The organism is Mycoplana sp. ABR4_002, from assembly GCF_056159645.1.
In genome coordinates, this window is record NZ_JBSWVO010000001.1 from 564602 (window position 1) to 581759 (window position 17158).

A 17158-nucleotide genomic window follows, 5' to 3' on the forward strand; every position below is an offset into this window, starting at 1 on the left:
CGATGGATCCCCTTCTCGCCTCGATGAAAGTCGCGGCCTCCGGTCTCGAGGCCCAGTCCACCCGCATCCGCATCGTCTCGGAAAACCTGGCGAACGCGCGCTCCACCGGAGACACGCCCGGTGCGGACCCCTACCGCCGCAAGACCGTCACCTTCGTCTCGGAACTCGACAGGGCCAGCGGCGCCGCCCTGGTCGAGATCGATCGCCTGAGCGAGGACGAAAGCGACTTTGCGGCCGAATTCGATCCCGGCAATCCGGCCGCCGACGAGAAGGGCATGGTCAAGCTCCCGAACGTCAACATGCTGGTCGAAATGGCCGACATGCGCGAGGCCAACCGCTCCTACGAAGCGAACCTGCAAAGCATCAAGCAGTCGCGCGACCTTATCAGCGCGACCATCGACCTCCTGAGGGCATCGCAATGATTGATTCGCTCAACAGCGTCAGCTCGCTCGTCTCCTCTTCGGGCCTGACGCGCGCGGCAACGGAAACAACGGTCACCGCCGGCCCGCAGGCCGGCGCCTCCCCGGGCGTGCAGCAGCCGATGAGCTTTGCCCAGGTCCTCGGCGACATGGCGACCGATGCGGTCAACTCGCTCAAGCTCAGCGAGGTCAAGTCCTTCGAGGCGGTTCAGGGCAAGGCGAGCACCCGAGAGGTAGTGGATGCCGTGATGAACGCCGAACAGGCACTGCAGACGGCGATCTCGATCCGCGACAAGGTCGTCACCGCCTATCTTGAAGTCGCACGCATGCAGATCTGAAGGACCGTGCCATGAAAGCTCTTGCCATCGCCGCAACCGGCATGAACGCGCAGCAGACCAATCTCGAGGTCATCGCGAACAACATCGCCAACATCAACACGACCGGTTACAAGCGCGCGCGCGCCGAGTTTTCCGATCTGCTCTACCAGACCGAGCGCGCCCAGGGCGTGCCCAACCGCGCCAACCAGGCGATCGTGCCGGAAGGCGCCATCATCGGCCTCGGCGTCAAGACCGCAGCCGTTCGCAACCTGCACCTGCAGGGGCAGCTGACCCATACCGGCAACTCGTTCGACATCGCGCTCGTCGGTCGCGGCTGGTTCCAGATCGAAGCCCCGGACGGGACGATCCTCTATTCGCGCTCCGGCGCATTCAACACCAGCCCCGACGGCCAGCTTGTGACGATCGACGGCTACACCGTTTCCCCGGGTATCACCGTGCCGCAGGATGCCACCGACATCACGATCAACCGGTCCGGCCAGGTCTTCGCCAGCGTCAACGGCGAGGACCAGGAACTCGGCCAGATCACGCTGGCCAGCTTCGTCAACGAGGCCGGTCTCGAACCGCTCGGCGAGAACCTCTTCCGGGAAACCGAGGCTTCCGGCCCGGCGACGGTCGGCGCGCCCGACGAGAACGGCTACGCCTACATGCAGCAGAACTACCTCGAGGCGTCGAACGTCGATCCGGTCAAGGAAATCACCGACCTGATTTCGGCCCAGCGCGCCTACGAGATGAACTCCAAGATCATCCAGGCGGCGGACGAAATGGCGGCCGTGGTCAGCAAGAACCTTCGCTAGCCGCAACAGACGAGGGAAACATGATGTTTCGCCTGAAAATCAAGCCGGAAGCAGGACCCGCAACAAGGGTCCGGCGCCTTGCCGCCGCCCTCGCGCTTGCGGTGGCCGGCGTCCTGCCGGCGCTGGACATGGCCCAGGCCGACGGGCGCTACGCGGTGGTGCCGAAGCGTACCATCTATCCCGGCGAGCAGCTCGAGACGAACCTGCTCGAAGAGGTCGAGGTCACCAACCCCAACATCGCACCCGGCTATGCCGAGGCGATCTCCGCGGTCCGCGGCCTGATCACGAAGAAGACGCTGCTGGCCGGCCGGATCATCCTCGTCTCGGCGCTGCGCGAGCCCTTCGCCGTCTCGCGCGGCAAGACCGTGCGGCTCGTCTTCGAGAGCGGGCCTCTGACCATCACGGCGTCCGGCACGCCGCTGGACGATGCCGCTGTCGGCGATCTCATCAAGGTCCGCAACAAGGATTCGGGGGTCATCGTCTCCGGAACCGTGATGGAAGACCACTCTGTGCACGTGGTGGCAAGATGATCAGACCGCTCCTGTCCCGTTTCCTTGCCGCCGTCGTCGGGCTCGCGCTTTCGGTCGCGCCGGCGCACGCCGCCGCGCGCATCAAGGACGTGGCGTCGCTGCAGGCGGGGCGCGACAACCAGCTGATCGGCTACGGCCTTGTCGTCGGACTGCAGGGCACCGGCGACAGCCTGCGCTCCTCGCCCTTCACCGAACAGGCGTTGCAGTCGATGCTGCAGAACCTCGGCATCAACACCGAAGGCGAGCGCTCGCGCGCAAAGAACGTGGCGGCCGTGCTCGTGACGGCGACGCTGCCGCCGTTTGCGAGTCCGGGAAGCCGAATGGACGTGACCGTCGGCTCGCTCGGCGATGCCACCTCCCTGCGTGGGGGCTCGCTGGTGATGACGTCGCTGACCGGCGCCGACGGGCAGATCTACGCCGTGGCCCAGGGCTCGGTGGTGGTGACGGGTTTCAACGCGCAGGGCGATGCCGCTTCGATCCAGCAGGGCATCACCACGGCTGGACGCGTGCCGAATGGCGCGATCATCGAGCGGGAACTGCCCGCACGCTTCAAGGACGGCTCCGATCTCGTGCTACAACTGCGCAATCCCGACTTCTCCACAGCCGTCGGCATGGCCGACGCGATCAATCGCTACGCCGCGGCCCAATACGGCGGCCGGATCGCCGAGGCTCGGGATTCCCAGTCCGTCTATGTCGCCAAGCCGAAGCAGGCCGATCTTGCGCGGCTGATGGCGGAAGTGGAAAACCTCGTCATCGAAACCGATGCGCCGGCCCGGGTCGTCATCAACGAGCGCACCGGCACGATCGTGATCGGCCAGGACGTGCGCATTTCCGAGGTGGCGGTAAGCTACGGCACGCTCACCGTCCAGGTCACCGAGATGCCGCAGGTGGTCCAGCCGGCACCGTTCTCGGACGGGGTGACGGCGGTCGAGCCGAACACCGACATCATCGCCCAGCAGGACGGCGGCACCGTCGCCATCCTCAACGGCCCCAACCTGCGCACGCTGGTCTCGGGGCTCAACAGCATCGGCGTGAAACCGGATGGGATCATCTCGATCCTTCAGGGCATCAAGTCCGCCGGCGCCCTCCAGGCTGAATTGGTGCTGCAATGACGAGAAACATCGATCGCTCTCTGGTCCACGGCCTGCGCGCCCTGCTTTTGCCGGCCGCGGGCGTGCTCATGCTGGCCATCCCCGGCGCGCTCGCAGAAGAGCGCCCGGTCATCGTCACCAGCAAGGCGACCGCTGACGAGATCCGCGAGTTCTGCACCAACATCTCCGACAAGGCGCGTGACCAGCGCTACCTGCTGCAGAAGCAGGAACTGGAGAAGCTGCAGAAGGACGTCGACGACCGCATCGCCACCCTGCAGAAGCGGCGTGCGGAGTACGAGGACTGGCTGCAGCGCCGCAACGACTTCCTGAAGGTGGCCGAGGCCGGCCTGATCGAGATCTACAAGAAGATGAAGCCGGACGCCGCGGCCGCCCAGCTGGAGCAGATCCACCCGGAAATTGCCTCGGCGATCGTCATGAAGCTCAATCCGCGCATGTCCAGCCTGATCCTGAGCGAGATGCAGGCCGAGAAGGCCGCGCTGCTCGCCAGCATCATCGCCAGCGCCGCCGACCCGAACACCTCGAAGGACCCGTCATGAAGAAGTTCGCACTCGCCGTGGTGGCGACCTCGCTGTTGTCGGGCTGCGCCAGCCAGGCGGTCCGGGAGATCGGCCGGGCGCCGTCGATGAGCCCGATCGGCAGCGGTCTCCAGTATGCCCAGACGCCGCAGATGAACATGTACCCGAAGCAGGCGCATTCGGCGGTCGCCGGATATTCGACCTGGAAGGACAGCCAGTCCAACCTCTTCAAGGATCTGCGCGCGATCAATGTCGGCGATCTGCTCACGGTCAAGATCCGCCTGAACGATGAGGCGACCTTCGACAACAAGACCGATCGCAGCCGCGTCAACAAGAGCGGCATGAATTTCGGCCTGACCGCCTCGGGTGAAAACTTCGACGTGGATTCGGACGGCGACCTCACCTACGGCTCGAACACCAGCACCAAGGGCGACGGCAAGACCGAGCGTTCGGAAAAACTCAGCCTGCTCGTCGCGGCCGTCGTCACCGGCGTGCTGGAAAACGGAAACCTGCTGATCAGCGGCTCGCAGGAAGTGCGCGTCAACCAGGAGCTGCGAATCCTCAACGTCGCCGGTATCGTGCGGCCGCAGGACGTCGATTCGGACAACCGCATCTCCTACGAAAAGATCGCCGAGGCGCGCATCTCCTACGGCGGCCGCGGTCGCCTGACCGAGGTGCAGCAGCCGCCCTGGGGACAGCAGGCCGTCGACCTGTTCGCGCCGTTCTGATCGGCGCAAAGAAGCGGAAAAACGGATACGGACATGGCGGACCAGGAGCAGAGCGGCGAAGGCAAGAAGAAGCCGTCGCCTGTCGTGACCATAGCGATCGTCGCCGGGCTGAGCCTGCTGGCCGGCGGCGGCGGCTGGTTCGTCGGCCATTTGCTGGCGCCGGCGCCCCCGGAGGTCGAGGTGGCCGAGACCGCGGGCGAGCACGGCGCCGAAAAGGACGACGAGGAGGGGCTGCCGCGCGTTGCCACCGAGGCTGACGGGGTGGTGGCATTGCAGCCGTTCACCAGCAACCTGGCCTATCCTGCCGACAATCTCGTACGCATGGAGGTTGCGCTCGCCTTCAACGGGCCGCCGGATCCGGTGCTGGCCGAGGCGATCCACCAGGACATCATGGCCTACATGCGCACGGTGTCGCTGCAGCAGATCCAGGGGCCGCGCGGCTTTCAATATCTCCGGGACGACCTGAAGGAGCGGGTTGACGTTCGCTCTGAAGGGCGCGTAACGAACATCATGTTCCGGACTTTTGTGATCGAATGATTCGATTTTTGACGACGTTCCTCGTTGCCATGATGGCGATGACCACGATGGCGTTTGCCCAGCAGACGCCGGTACAATTGCTCAATACCCCCATCGACGGCTCGGTCGCGTCCTGGATCATCCGGACGTTCGGGCTCCTGACCGTGCTGTCGGTTGCGCCGGGCATCCTGATCATGGTGACGAGCTTTCCCCGATTCGTGATCGCATTCGCGATCCTGCGCTCGGGCATGGGGCTGGCGACGACGCCGTCGAACATGATCCTGGTGAGCCTTGCCCTGTTCATGACCTTCTACGTCATGGCGCCGACCTTCGACCGTGCCTGGCAGGCCGGCGTCGAGCCGCTGCTCGCCAACCAGATCGACGAGACCGAGGCGGCGAGGCGGGTCGCCGAGCCGTTCCGAGAGTTCATGGCGGCCAATACCCGAGACAAGGACATGGAACTGTTCATCTCGCTGGCCGAGGAACGCGGGCAGACGGTGGTCGAGGATGGCAAGGTCGATCTGCGCACGGTGATCCCAGCCTTCATGATTTCAGAGATCCGGCGCGGCTTCGAAATCGGCTTCCTGGTCGTCCTGCCCTTCCTCGTGATCGACCTGGTCGTCGCCACCATCACCATGGCGATGGGCATGATGATGCTGCCGCCGACCTCGATCTCGCTGCCGTTCAAGATCCTGTTCTTCGTCCTGATCGACGGCTGGAACCTGCTCGTCGGCAGCCTGGTGCGATCGTTCGCCTAGCCCGGGCCGGGAGCAGGTTAGGGCGCAGGTCAAAAAGACCGAAACCGGCATGCCCGATGCCGTGGGCTTCCCACGGGAGCCGCCAGTCCTCGTCCATCGTTCGGCAATCGTAGGAAGGTCGGTATTCCAACGACTGATGCGACGCGCGCTTCAGGCCGTTCCACACGTGGGGATGGTTAACGAGCGCGGTTAATCTACTTGGTTTATATTTGCCTAAGCTTGCGCAGCTGTTAACCACGAGTCCCGACGCCTCGAATGCCCGCCCGAAAATTAAGATGCTGGCAATAATCGGCGCCTAATCCTGCCTTCACACGACAGGTTTGGTTTTCTGTTCGGAATATAGAGACCAAGTGGCATGACGCCGATCTGTAGTCGCCGGTAGTATAAATAAAGTCCGGTATGTCCCATCAATTGTATTTCGTAAAAGGGACAACTCCAATGTCTAGCATCATGACCAACGTCTCGGCAATGTCTGCCCTGCAGACCCTGCGCTCGATCAACAACGACATGGCTACCACGCAGGACCGCATTTCGTCGGGCTACCGCGTCGGCGCCGCTTCCGACAACGCCGCCTACTGGTCGATCGCCACCACCATGCGTTCGGACAACCAGGCCTACTCCGCCGTGCAGGACGCACTCGGCATGGGCGCTGCCAAGGTCGACACCGCCTACACGGGTATGGAAGCGGCGATCAACGTGGTCAAGGAGATCAAGGCCAAGATTGTTGCCGCCACCGAAGAAGGCGTCGACAAGACCAAGATCCAGGAAGAAATCACCCAGCTTCAGGAACAGCTGGTCAGCATCGCTTCGTCGGCTTCGTTCAATGGTGAGAACTGGCTCGATGGCGCCGCCGCCACCAAGACCGTCGTGTCCGGCTTTGTCCGTGACGCGTCGAATGCTGTTTCGGTCAAGACGACCGCCTACGACCTGACGGATGCCGCCGACGGAACGCTGCTGTTCACCGACGCGTCGACCAGCGCAGGCGGCATTCTCGGTACGAACCAGACCAACGGCAACGCCATTGCCACCCTTGACATCTCCGCGATGGACGCCACCGCACTCGCCAACGCCCTTCAGGACGTCGAGGACGGCCTGTCGGCGATGACCAGCGCGGCCTCCAAGCTGGGCTCGATCTCGACCCGCATCGGCCTGCAGGAAGATTTCGTCGCCAAGCTCTCCGACTCGATCGAGCGTGGTATCGGCCGCCTCGTCGACGCCGACATGAACGAAGAATCCACCCGCCTCAAGGCTCTGCAGACGCAGCAGCAGCTCGGCATCCAGGCGCTGTCGATCTCCAACTCCAACTCGCAGAACATCCTGTCGCTCTTCCGTTAATCGGAGTGCTGGCGGGAGGTTCCCGCAGGTTGAAGCGTTGAGCAGGGGCCGCGTTCCGCAAGGGACGCGGCCCTTTTTCATTTTTCTTTCCAGCGTTCAATCTTGGTTAACCTTCCTCGTGTTTTCTAGGCCCATCGAAACGGCGGGTTAACCAACGAAATTAACCAGTTAGCAGGCATGACGCTGACCGTCGTTCCCGGTGGCAATCCGGAATGTCCCTTCCAGAACTGTTTTGCTTTTAGGGGCACCAAATCATGACGAGCATTCTCACCAACATCGCAGCCATGTCCGCTCTGCAGACTCTGCGCACGATCAACTCCAGCATGCAGGACACCCAGGGCCGCGTTTCCTCGGGCCTGCGCGTCGGCGAAGCCGCTGACAACGCCGCCTACTGGTCGATCGCCACCACCATGCGTTCCGACAACATGGCGCTTTCGTCCGTCCAGGACGCTCTCGGCCTTGGCGCAGCGAAGATGGACACCGCTTACGCCGGTATGGAATCGGCCATCGAAGTGGTGAAGGAGATCAAGGCCAAGCTGGTCGCCGCTAGCGAAGATGGCGTTGACAAGACGAAGATCCAGGAAGAAATCCAGCAGCTGCAGGACCAGCTTCTTTCGATCGCCGAATCGGCCTCCTTCAGCGGCCAGAACTGGATCGTCGGGGACACCGCCGACACCAAGCTCGTTGTCTCCGGCTTTGTTCGCGCGACGGACGGCTCGGTGACGGTCAAGACCACGACCTACACCTTCGATGCCTCGGCGACCGGGAACACGCTGTTCGGCGCAGACGCCACCACGGGCGTGCTCGACATGACCACGGGCATTCTGGGAACGGCCGGCACGAACACCGCAGGCGAATCGGTCTATGACCTGACCCTGACCGCGACGATGGACGCCACCGAGATTGGTCTCTACATCGACGACGTGGAAGTCGCCCTCACGGCCATGACCAGCGCCGCTGCCGAGCTTGGCTCGATCTCGATGCGCATTGGCCTGCAGGAAGACTTCGTCGCCAAGCTTTCCGACTCGATCGACTCGGGCATCGGCCGACTGGTCGATGCGGAAATGAACGAGGAATCGACCCGCCTCAAGGCGCTGCAGACGCAGCAGCAGCTTGGTATCCAGTCGCTGTCGATTGCCAACAGCTCTTCGGAAAACATCCTGTCGCTCTTCCGCTGATCCTGGTCAAGCGATCTGTCATCATCAAGGCAACCGCGTCCCGCAAGGGGCGCGGTTTTTGCTTGGGTACACTTTATCCGTGCCGTTTAAGGATTGTTAACCATGACCGCATTATCTGTTGCCATCGAAACGATGGGTTAACCAAGACGAAGAAGCGGTTAACGGGCATCAGGCCGTTCATCGTTCCCGGAGAAACCGGGATGTCCCTTTTCAGACATAGCCATCGAAGGGGCCCCTGCAATGACCAGCATTTTGACGAACAACGCGGCCATGGCGGCGCTCCAGACGCTCCGCTCGCTCAACGACAGCATGGAAGACACGCAGGCGCGCGTATCCTCTGGCCTGCGTGTCGGGCAAGCGGCCGACAACGCCGCCTACTGGTCGATTGCGACGACGATGCGTTCCGACAACATGGCGATTTCCGCGGTCAAGGACGCGATCGGCCTCGGCGCGGCCAAGGTCGACACCGCATACGCCGCCATGGAAAGCGCGATCGAGGTCGTGAAGGAGATCAAGGCGAAGGTCGTCGCCGCCACCGAAGAGGGCGTCGACAAGACCAAGATCCAGGAAGAGATCACACAACTGCAGCTTCAGCTGGTGTCGATCGCCGAATCCGCCTCCTTCAGTGGCGAGAACTGGATCTCCGGCGGTATCGACACCGCGACCACGCCGCTGGCGGCGACGGTCGTTTCCGGCTTTGTCCGCGATTCGAACGGCAATGTGTCGGTCAAGACCACCAACTACACCCTTGACGCCAGCACGGTCGGATCGATGACGCTCCTGTTCGGCGGCGCGGCCGCCACCGGAGCGATCGACCTGACCAGGGGCATCCTCGGCACGGTCGCCGAGACCTTCAACGCGGTCGTCGACTGGGACAACGACGGCACTTTGAACCAGGCGCCGACCGAAATCACCGGCATGTCGATCCAGTCGCTGACGATCACCGGCTTCACCGACAATGCCGTCGGCATGGCCGAGGCGCTGGCTCTGGTGGAATACGGCCTGCAGGCGATGACCAGCGCCGCCTCCGCGCTTGGCTCGATCTCGATGCGCATCGATCTGCAGGAGGATTTCGTCTCCAAGCTCAGCGACTCGATCGACTCCGGCATCGGCCGTCTCGTCGATGCCGACATGAACGAGGAATCGACGCGCCTGAAGGCGCTGCAGACCCAGCAGCAACTCGGCATCCAGTCGCTGTCGATTGCAAACAGCAATTCGGAGAACATCCTCCAGCTCTTCCGTCAGTAAGCGGCGCTCCGGGCTAGGGGCGACTTCGTCCCGCTTCGACGGGAATCCGCGGCTCCGAGAGGGGCCGCGGACTTTTTTGTTTCGGGGTCGCCCGACGCTTGCGCCAGCCTTGCAGGATTGTCGATTGCGGGGCTTCTGCGGACAAATCCTAACAAGTCCCTAACGGCATTAACCATTTGTTAACCATTCGCTCGTTAAGCCTTTGTTAAGAGGGTCGGACTGTCGCCCAGGGCAAGCAACTGGCGACAGTGGCGCATGACGCGGTTCCGCCGTTGCCGGTGCCAATCCGGCCTGCACCATGTTTTTCGAAAAAGGCATTTCCGATGGCCAGCATCCTGACCAACGCGGCCGCCATGGCGGCCCTGCAGACCCTTCGCTCGATCGACAGGAACCTCGAAACGACGCAGGCGCGGGTTTCCTCCGGCCTGCGCGTCGAGACCGCCGCCGACAACGCGGCCTATTGGTCGATCGCGACCACCATGCGCTCCGACAACCGAGCGCTATCGACCGTCCAGGATGCGCTCGGTCTGGGTGCCGCAAAGGTGGACACCGCCTATGCGGCGATGGAGAGCGCCATCGAGGTGGTCAAGCAGATCAAGGCGAAGCTGGTCGCCTCCTACGGCGTCGGCGTCGATCGCCAGAAGATCCAGGAAGAAATCGGCCAGTTGCAGCAGCAGCTCAGGAGCATTTCCGAATCGGCCTCCTTCTCCGGCGAGAACTGGCTGCAGGAGAACATCAGCACTGCCGGTCCCCCTGTGACGCCGGTAACCGTTACCAAGCAGGTGGTCGCCTCGTTCATTCGCAATTCCTCCGGCACCGTATCCGTCACGACGGTAGACTATCCTCTGAACGGAACGACCATTCTCTTTGATCTCAGCGGCGGCAATCTTGGCATCCTCGACAAGGAGGCGACGGCGGGTGCGGCTCCCGGCACCTCGCTCGGCTTCTCCGTCTCGACGCTGAACATCAACAACCTGGCCGCCGTCATCACCCAGCTGGACACCGCCGATCCCGGTAACGCCCCGCACGACGAGGTCGACGCGCTCGACGCGATGACCCAGTTCGTCGACACGCAGCTGGAAGCGATGACGAGCGCGGCCTCGAGCCTCGGCTCGATCCAGAGCCGCATCGACATGCAGGAAGACTTCGTCGCCAAGCTGATCGATACGATCGACAAGGGTGTCGGTCGCCTGGTCGATGCCGACATGAACGAGGAATCGACGAGGCTCAAGGCGCTGCAGACGCAGCAGCAGCTCGGTATCCAGTCGCTGTCGATCGCCAACACCAACTCCGAGAACATCCTGCAGCTGTTCCGGCAGTAAGCCGAAGGCCGCATGCCGGGCCCGGCCCTTGTCCCGGCGGTTGCGCAGGCGCAACAGCACCGGCGCGGCGCGGTCTGCGGTCCGCCGGCAGGCATGGGCCGCGCGACCTGCCCGGGGACCGGCCAAACCTTCATCCTCGCACAAGTTTGGCCCTCTAGTTTCGGCAGTCGCAGTCAGGAAGATTGGTCGTTCGACAGCGATGGCTGGCGGGGCCGGGGCTCTAGGGAGACGGGGCAGCGTGTTGAGAGGTAAGGCAATGTCGGTGCGCAAAGCAGGGCGCGATCGTTCGGCGTCCGGGATGGATGCAGCGGACGGAACCGCGTCATGAGCCTGCAGCTTGCCAGATACCTGAAGGACTTCAGCCCGTCGCGCCAGCCGGCGCTCCTGCGCGAGAGCGCGTTTGCCACGACGGCCACCCCGATGACGGAATCAGTGTTCGCCCAGTCGGAACCCGAGCCGCAGGTCGATGTCGATGCCGAGCGCGCGGAGGCCTATGCCGCAGGTCGGGCCGAGGCCGAGGCCGAGCTCGAGCGGCGCCACCGCAGCGAGATCGGGGCGCTTTGCGAGCAGCACGCGGAAGAAATGGCGGCGCTGCGGACGCGCTGCGAGCTGCAGGCGGCCGCACTGATCGCCGAGCGCTTCGCGCAGATGGCCGACGACACAGCCGACCTTGTCGCCGGCCAGGCGGCCAATGTCCTCGCGCCTGTCCTGGACGAGGCGCTTGCGCGCAAGGCGGTCGCCGACCTGGCAGCCATGATCCGCGCCGGCCTTCCGGCGGGCGAAGGCTTCGTTGTGACGGTCAAGGGGCCGTCGCATCTGTTTGAACAATTGCGGTCGCATTTTAAGGGCGAGACGCCGGCATTCCGGCATGTGGAGGCCGACGATCTCGACATCGCGGCCGAGTTCGGCGAGACGGTCCTGGTGACGCGGATGGCGGCTTGGGCTGATACGGTCCGCAAGGTGCTGGCATGAGCGAAGGCGACAACAACTTTCACGGCAAGAACGAGATCATCATCGTCAAGCGCCACGGCGACCACGACGGCGAGCACCATGCGTCGGCCTGGAAAATCGCCTATGCCGACTTCATGACGGCGATGATGGCGTTCTTCCTCGTGATGTGGCTCGTCAACGCGGCCAACGAGGAGACGAAGGCCTCGGTCGCCTCGTACTTCAACCCGATCAAGCTGACCGACGACAAGCCGGCCGACAAGTCGCTGAAAAAGCCGGGCAAGCAGGCAGAGGGCGAGGCCACCGAAGACAAGTCGCGCAGCGAGGGCCAGAAGCAGTCGCAGTCGGACGGAGCGGAAAAGGGCAAGGACCAGAGCACCACGGCCGGCGAGGAGGTGCAGTACTCCCAGGCCGACTTCTTCGAGAACCCCTACTCGGTGCTGTCGGAGATTGCCCAGGAAGTGGGACAGCAGGCCAACGTTAGCGCCAAGGGCGACGGCGGCGCCGCCGAGTCCGGTCCGGCGACGGGCGCCGCCGGCGGTGAAGCCTATCGTGACCCCTTCGATCCGGATTTCTGGACTCAGCAGGTCGAGATCAGCGAGGCGACGAGCGCCGGCAGCGAGAATGTTGCCAAACCCGCCCCCGACAAGCCGGCAGAAACCGCCGGCGAACCGGAGGACAGCGCGAGGAAGGACGATGCGGAGGCCGCAGCGACGGCCGCAGAGGACGCGCGGAAGCTCGCGGACGCCGAGACGCTGCGGAAGGAGATCGTCCAGAACATCGGGTCTGTCGGAAAACTGGCCGAGGGATTGACCGTGACGCCGACCGAGGAGGGTTTGCTCGTGAGCCTGACCGACCAGCTGAACTCGGCGATGTTCAATGTCGGCTCGGCTTTGCCGAAAAAGGAACTGGTCATCGCCATGGAGAAGATCGGCAAGATCCTCGCAGATCGGCAGGGAACGATCACCATCCGCGGCCATACGGACGCGCGCCCGTTCAAGGGCGGCGGCGACAACTGGCAGCTTTCCACGGCCCGTGCGCAGAGTGCCTATTACATGCTGGTGCGCGGCGGGCTGGACGAGAAGCGCGTCAGCCAGGTCAGCGGCTTCGCCGATCGGCGGCTGAAGCAGCCGGACGATCCGCTGGCCGACGTCAACCGTCGCATCGAGATCCTCATTCAGGCGACCCAGGGCTAGCATCATGCGGGCAAGGCTGCGGCTTGGAACACTTGGCTTGGCGCTCGCTGCGGGACTTGGGCTCGCAGCGCCGGCGCATGGGCAAAGCCAGGACAACCTTGCGCCGTTCAAGATGATCCGCTCGCTGCAGTATGTGCAGGATACGGTGGTGCTTGGCGACCACTCGGCGATGGAAATGCAGCGCTTCCTGCTGTCGACCATCGACGAGCGGTTGCGGACGGCCGATGCTGCGATTTTCGCCGACCCGCGCAATGTCGATGCCGCGCTCGTCTACGCCATGAGCGGCGGCAATCCGGAAACGCTCGAGTTTCTCGTCAAGAGGGATGTCGCCGGCCATTTCGACCCCCGCATCACCGATGCCGTCCGCAACTATCTCGACGGTCGCGGCTCGAGCAATGCACAGTCGCTGGCCGAGCTTTTTCCGGAATACCGGAACCTGGAGATCGGGCCGTACCTGGCGCTGGTGTCCGCGAACTCCGTGCTGCGCAAGGACGCCAAGCTGGCGCTCGGCTACTTCGACTGGGCGCGCCTGGTCGCGCCCGGAACGATCGTGGAGGAGGCGGCGCTTCGGCGGTCCATTTATGTGGCCGAGCAGAACGACATGGTCGACAGGGGGGTGGCCTATTCCATCAGATATGCCCGGCGCTTCCTGCGCTCGCCCTATGCCAGCCAGTTCGCCGACCTGTTCGTCAGGCTCGCCGTTCAGAACTACGAGGCGGTGGGCGACGAACGGATCCAGGAAATCTTGTCATTCATGGACACGCCGCGGCGGCGCGAGGTCTACCTGCGCATGGCGCGTCTGTCGGCTATTTCCGGCAAGGAGCGGCTGGCCGCCATGGCTGCCGATCGCGCCCAGGCCCTGTCGGGTGATGGCGAGGAAGTGCCCAAGACGCTGGCCGATCTCTATTCCGGACTGGCTTCGATCTCGTCGACGGACGTGACCCAGGCCGTCGACCGGCTGGCTGCCATTCCCGATGCGGACCTGTCGGCCAAGGACCTGGCACTTAAGGAGGCGGCGCGCGTGGTCGCGGAAGAAGTGCTGCGGCCCCCGGTCCCGGTCGCGACGACAGGAATGCAAGTAGCGCCGGACCCGGCCGACCCCGACCGTTCCGACGAGGTCCAGCCCGGGGGGCTGGTCAGCGAAGAAGAGCGCATGAACCCGACGGCCGTGGCCGGCAAGGCCACGGACGGCGCAGCTAAACAGCCGAGCGCGGCAGCCACGCAGCTTGAGGGAGCGCCCGGCGGACCGGCCGGTGCGGACGATCCTGTATTCGACAGCTTCGTCGCGACGGGGCGGTCTAAGCTCGAGGAAATCGACAGGCTCCTGGAGGGAGAAGGGATTTGAGCAGCATCGACACGAGCGGATTGAGCCAGATCCCTGCCAAGCATGCTTCCGGCCGGGACAAGTCCCCCGCCGACGGCGGCGACGGCAAGGGGAACGGCGGCTTCGCCGACGCTTATGCGACCGTTTCCAGTAAGGGCGCCGGGCCCGCAGTGGGGCATCGGCGCATTGCGGACGGTGAACGGGGGCGGCAGCCTGGCGAGGCGGACGGAACCAGGGGTGCGAACGCGGACGAGGGAGAGCAGGCGGCTCTGACCATCGCTCGGCGGGACCTGACCATCGGCAGCGGCCGTGGGAGCGGCCCGGGCGCCCGCGCGTCAGGGTCGGATGACACCGGCGACGGGAACACCGCGGAAGGACCGGCAAGGGGACGCAACTCGAGCGACGACGGCGACGTCCATGCGGAACATGCGTCGGAAGGCGCGCAGGCGGCCGGCTATGACGACCTGCTGGCGATGCTGGCGAGGGCCGATGGTGCACCGGCCGGCCCGGCTGTGGCGGACGCGATGGAAGGTTCGTCGGGCGCGGCGGCGGCCATGCTGCCGCAGGCCGTCGACGATCCGGCGGAACGAGCAGGTGCGACCGCCCGGCGCACGGATGACGCTGCAAAGCGGCCTGCCACGGCGACCGGACCCGATCAGGGCGCGGCGGCGGACGATGTCGCGGACGCCCTTGCAGGGGATGTGGCCGAGGCCGACAAGGTCTTCCGCCTGGCGCGCGCCGACGGCAAGGCCAAGCCGGTCGACATGGCCATTTCAGGCAGTGGCGAGGCATCCCCGGCCAAGGAGCAGGGCAGCGGCTCGGTGAAGATCGAGACTGTGACGGTGCTGGAGTCCCGGCGCTACCTTGGTCTGGCGCAAACCGGAAATTCTGCTGCGGTGACGGCGGCGATCGCCCAGGACCCGTCCTGGGCGGCGGCCCTGACGGAAGCGGCGGACAAGGCGGATGCGACCGGCAAGGTGGTCAACACCCTCAAGCTCCAGTTGCGGCCGATCGATCTCGGTACCGTCACGGCGACGCTGCGGCTCCAGGGCGATGCGCTGGTCGTCGACCTGAAGGTGGAGACGGGCAAGGCCCTCCGTCAGCTTAGCGAGGATCAGGACATCATCGTCAAGGCGCTGCGCGGCCATGGCTTCAGCGTCGATCAGATCAGCGTGCAGCTCTCGTCCTCCGATCGCGGCAATCCGGCCGGCCAGGGCGAGGCGTCGCCCCAGTTCGCCGGCCAGCAACAGGCGCGTGAGGGGGATGGCGGCCGCCAGGGCGGAGAGACCCGCCAATCGGGAACCACGAGCGAAGGACCGGCACATGACCACGGGCAGGCGGATGGCATCACTGATTCTCGCCAGCGCGGCGGTGCTGGGGGTGTCTATCTGTAGCGCCCAGGCGTCGATGGGCAGCTGCGAGCGGGAGATCCTCGCCGCCGCCGCCAAGTACCAGGTTCCCGCAGGCATACTCTATTCCGTTGGTCTGGCCGAGACCGGCCGCAAGGGGTCGCTGCAGCCCTACGCGCTGAACATCGAGGGCAAGGCCGTGTTCGCTGGCAGCCGGCGCGAGGCGATTGCGCGCTTCCAGCAGGCGCGCGCCAGCGGCGCCAAGCTGATCGACCTCGGATGCATGCAGATCAACCACCATTTCCACGGTTCCGAGTTTTCCTCGCCGGCGGACATGCTGGACCCGCGACGCAATGTCGAATATGCGGCGCGCTTCCTGTCCGAGCTGCACGCGCGACACGAGACATGGACCATGGCGGTGGCGCGCTACCACGCGGGACCACACAATGATCCGGCGCAGAAGCGCTATGTCTGCCGGGTGATCGCCAACCTCGTCGCCACCGGCTATGGAAGCTGGACGGACAACGCCCGCAGCTTCTGCCGATAATGCAATCCAGAATAGAAAAATGTCCGGCCACCCAAATGTGGCGGCAATTTGCAGGCATTGTGGCTCGCAAGCGGCGATATCGCGGCCGTTAACTTTTTCCACGAGAAAATAGTCGAAATCCGAGGCTGACCTACTAGATGTAGATCAAATCGCCGCCGTATGGTTAATCAACTGTTAAAAGATCGGGATGATTTTATCTAATTGCCGCTGAATCGCTCGATTCGTACCACTTTCGCAACGAGGCACCACACTGATTCGGAGGCGGACGAATGATCGTAGTGGTTGATGAGCGCGAGCTCGTTAAGGATGGCTATACTTCCCTATTTGGGCGTGAGGGCGTGCCCTCGACGGGCTTCGATCCGAAGGAATTCGGCGAGTGGGTCAATTCGGCGGCCGACACCGACCTGGAGGCCGTCGAGGCGTTCCTGATCGGACAGGGGCAGCAGATGCTGGAGCTGCCGCGGGCGATCCGCGACCGATCCCAGGCCCCTGTCATTGCCGTCAGCGACACTCCGTCGTTGGAGACGACGCTGGCATTCTTCGACTGCGGTGTCGACGACGTGGTGCGCAAGCCGGTGCACCCACGCGAAATCCTGGCGCGCGCCGCGGCCATCCGGCGACGGCTGAAGGCCATCAGCAACTATACCGACATTGGACCGATCCGGGTCTTTTCGGACGGCCGCGATCCGGAGATTGAGGGAAGCGTGTTTCCCTTGCCCCGGCGAGAGCGCCGAATCCTCGAATATTTGGTCGCAAACCGCGGCCGACGGCTGTCGAAGACGCAGATCTTCAATGCCATCTACGGCATCTTCGACGAGGACGTCGAGGAGAACGTGGTGGAGAGCCACATCAGCAAGCTGCGCAAGAAGTTGCGCAAGAAGCTCGGGTTCGATCCGATCGATTCGAAGCGGTTCCTTGGCTATTGCATCGACTGGAACTGACGTCCCGGCTGGGCCGGCACGCGCTGTGCGGCGCAAGGGGGCAGGCACAGCCAGCCTCAC

The 17158-nt window shown here is 64.2% G+C and carries 19 protein-coding genes; all 19 read left to right on the plus strand.

Going from position 1 to position 17158, the window contains the following annotated elements; translation table 11 throughout:
- The first annotated feature begins 2 nt into the window (after positions 1 to 2).
- The 19 genes from flgC to rem all read left to right on the plus strand — a co-directional run bounded on the left by flgC (position 3) and on the right by rem (position 17098).
- Positions 3 to 422: a flagellar basal body rod protein FlgC gene (gene flgC / locus ACXAGF_RS02705; protein WP_475014343.1), complete on the plus strand. Its 420-nt coding sequence runs from the start codon at positions 3 to 5 to the stop codon at positions 420 to 422.
- Positions 419 to 757, plus strand: coding sequence for a flagellar hook-basal body complex protein FliE (gene fliE, locus ACXAGF_RS02710; RefSeq protein WP_475014345.1), 339 nt, complete (start codon positions 419 to 421; stop codon positions 755 to 757). Before flgC ends, fliE begins: the two co-directional genes overlap by 4 nt.
- Positions 758 to 768: 11 nt before the next feature.
- Positions 769 to 1551 carry a flagellar basal-body rod protein FlgG gene (gene flgG / locus ACXAGF_RS02715; protein ID WP_475014347.1) on the plus strand — a complete coding sequence of 261 codons (783 nt, stop codon included), beginning with the start codon at positions 769 to 771 and terminating at the stop codon, positions 1549 to 1551.
- A gap of 20 nt (positions 1552 to 1571) precedes the next feature.
- Entirely contained in the window at positions 1572 to 2081 is a 510-nt protein-coding gene (gene flgA, locus ACXAGF_RS02720; protein ID WP_475014348.1) for a flagellar basal body P-ring formation chaperone FlgA, read from the plus strand.
- Positions 2078 to 3193: a flagellar basal body P-ring protein FlgI gene (locus ACXAGF_RS02725; RefSeq protein WP_475014349.1), complete on the plus strand. Its 1116-nt coding sequence runs from the start codon at positions 2078 to 2080 to the stop codon at positions 3191 to 3193. The genes flgA and ACXAGF_RS02725 overlap by 4 nt, the downstream gene beginning before the upstream one ends.
- Complete coding sequence (locus tag ACXAGF_RS02730; RefSeq protein ID WP_475014350.1) at positions 3190 to 3729, plus strand: MotE family protein; 540 nt, start codon at positions 3190 to 3192, stop codon at positions 3727 to 3729. The genes ACXAGF_RS02725 and ACXAGF_RS02730 overlap by 4 nt, the downstream gene beginning before the upstream one ends.
- Positions 3726 to 4436, plus strand: coding sequence for a flagellar basal body L-ring protein FlgH (flgH, locus tag ACXAGF_RS02735; protein ID WP_475014352.1), 711 nt, complete (start codon positions 3726 to 3728; stop codon positions 4434 to 4436). Before ACXAGF_RS02730 ends, flgH begins: the two co-directional genes overlap by 4 nt.
- A 33-nt stretch (positions 4437 to 4469) precedes the next feature.
- Positions 4470 to 4973: a flagellar basal body-associated FliL family protein gene (locus ACXAGF_RS02740; RefSeq protein ID WP_475014354.1), complete on the plus strand. Its 504-nt coding sequence runs from the start codon at positions 4470 to 4472 to the stop codon at positions 4971 to 4973.
- Entirely contained in the window at positions 4970 to 5710 is a 741-nt protein-coding gene (fliP, locus tag ACXAGF_RS02745) for a flagellar type III secretion system pore protein FliP (protein WP_475014355.1), read from the plus strand. The genes ACXAGF_RS02740 and fliP overlap by 4 nt, the downstream gene beginning before the upstream one ends.
- A gap of 438 nt (positions 5711 to 6148) precedes the next feature.
- Complete coding sequence (locus tag ACXAGF_RS02750; protein ID WP_475014357.1) at positions 6149 to 7045, plus strand: flagellin N-terminal helical domain-containing protein; 897 nt, start codon at positions 6149 to 6151, stop codon at positions 7043 to 7045.
- A 254-nt stretch (positions 7046 to 7299) separates the two neighbouring features.
- On the plus strand, positions 7300 to 8223 hold the full coding sequence (locus ACXAGF_RS02755) for a flagellin N-terminal helical domain-containing protein (protein ID WP_475014358.1): 924 nt from the start codon (positions 7300 to 7302) through the stop codon (positions 8221 to 8223).
- A gap of 240 nt (positions 8224 to 8463) precedes the next feature.
- Positions 8464 to 9471, plus strand: a complete 1008-nt coding sequence (locus ACXAGF_RS02760; protein WP_475014359.1) for a flagellin N-terminal helical domain-containing protein — start codon at positions 8464 to 8466, stop codon at positions 9469 to 9471.
- Between the two features lie 323 nt (positions 9472 to 9794).
- A complete protein-coding gene (locus tag ACXAGF_RS02765; protein ID WP_475014360.1) occupies positions 9795 to 10793 on the plus strand; it encodes a flagellin N-terminal helical domain-containing protein in 999 nt (332 codons plus the stop codon).
- Positions 10794 to 11117: 324 nt separating this feature from the next.
- On the plus strand, positions 11118 to 11765 hold the full coding sequence (locus tag ACXAGF_RS02770) for a hypothetical protein (RefSeq protein ID WP_475014361.1): 648 nt from the start codon (positions 11118 to 11120) through the stop codon (positions 11763 to 11765).
- Positions 11762 to 12937: a MotB family protein gene (locus tag ACXAGF_RS02775; RefSeq protein WP_475014363.1), complete on the plus strand. Its 1176-nt coding sequence runs from the start codon at positions 11762 to 11764 to the stop codon at positions 12935 to 12937. The genes ACXAGF_RS02770 and ACXAGF_RS02775 overlap by 4 nt, the downstream gene beginning before the upstream one ends.
- A 4-nt stretch (positions 12938 to 12941) precedes the next feature.
- Positions 12942 to 14282 carry a chemotaxis protein MotC gene (gene motC, locus ACXAGF_RS02780; protein WP_475014364.1) on the plus strand — a complete coding sequence of 447 codons (1341 nt, stop codon included), beginning with the start codon at positions 12942 to 12944 and terminating at the stop codon, positions 14280 to 14282.
- Entirely contained in the window at positions 14279 to 15655 is a 1377-nt protein-coding gene (gene fliK / locus ACXAGF_RS02785) for a flagellar hook-length control protein FliK (protein ID WP_475014365.1), read from the plus strand. Before motC ends, fliK begins: the two co-directional genes overlap by 4 nt.
- Positions 15603 to 16157 carry a transglycosylase SLT domain-containing protein gene (locus ACXAGF_RS02790; protein ID WP_475014366.1) on the plus strand — a complete coding sequence of 185 codons (555 nt, stop codon included), beginning with the start codon at positions 15603 to 15605 and terminating at the stop codon, positions 16155 to 16157. Before fliK ends, ACXAGF_RS02790 begins: the two co-directional genes overlap by 53 nt.
- 269 nt (positions 16158 to 16426) lie before the next feature.
- Positions 16427 to 17098, plus strand: a complete 672-nt coding sequence (gene rem / locus ACXAGF_RS02795; RefSeq protein WP_475014368.1) for a transcriptional activator Rem — start codon at positions 16427 to 16429, stop codon at positions 17096 to 17098.
- Positions 17099 to 17158: the final 60 nt, after the last annotated feature.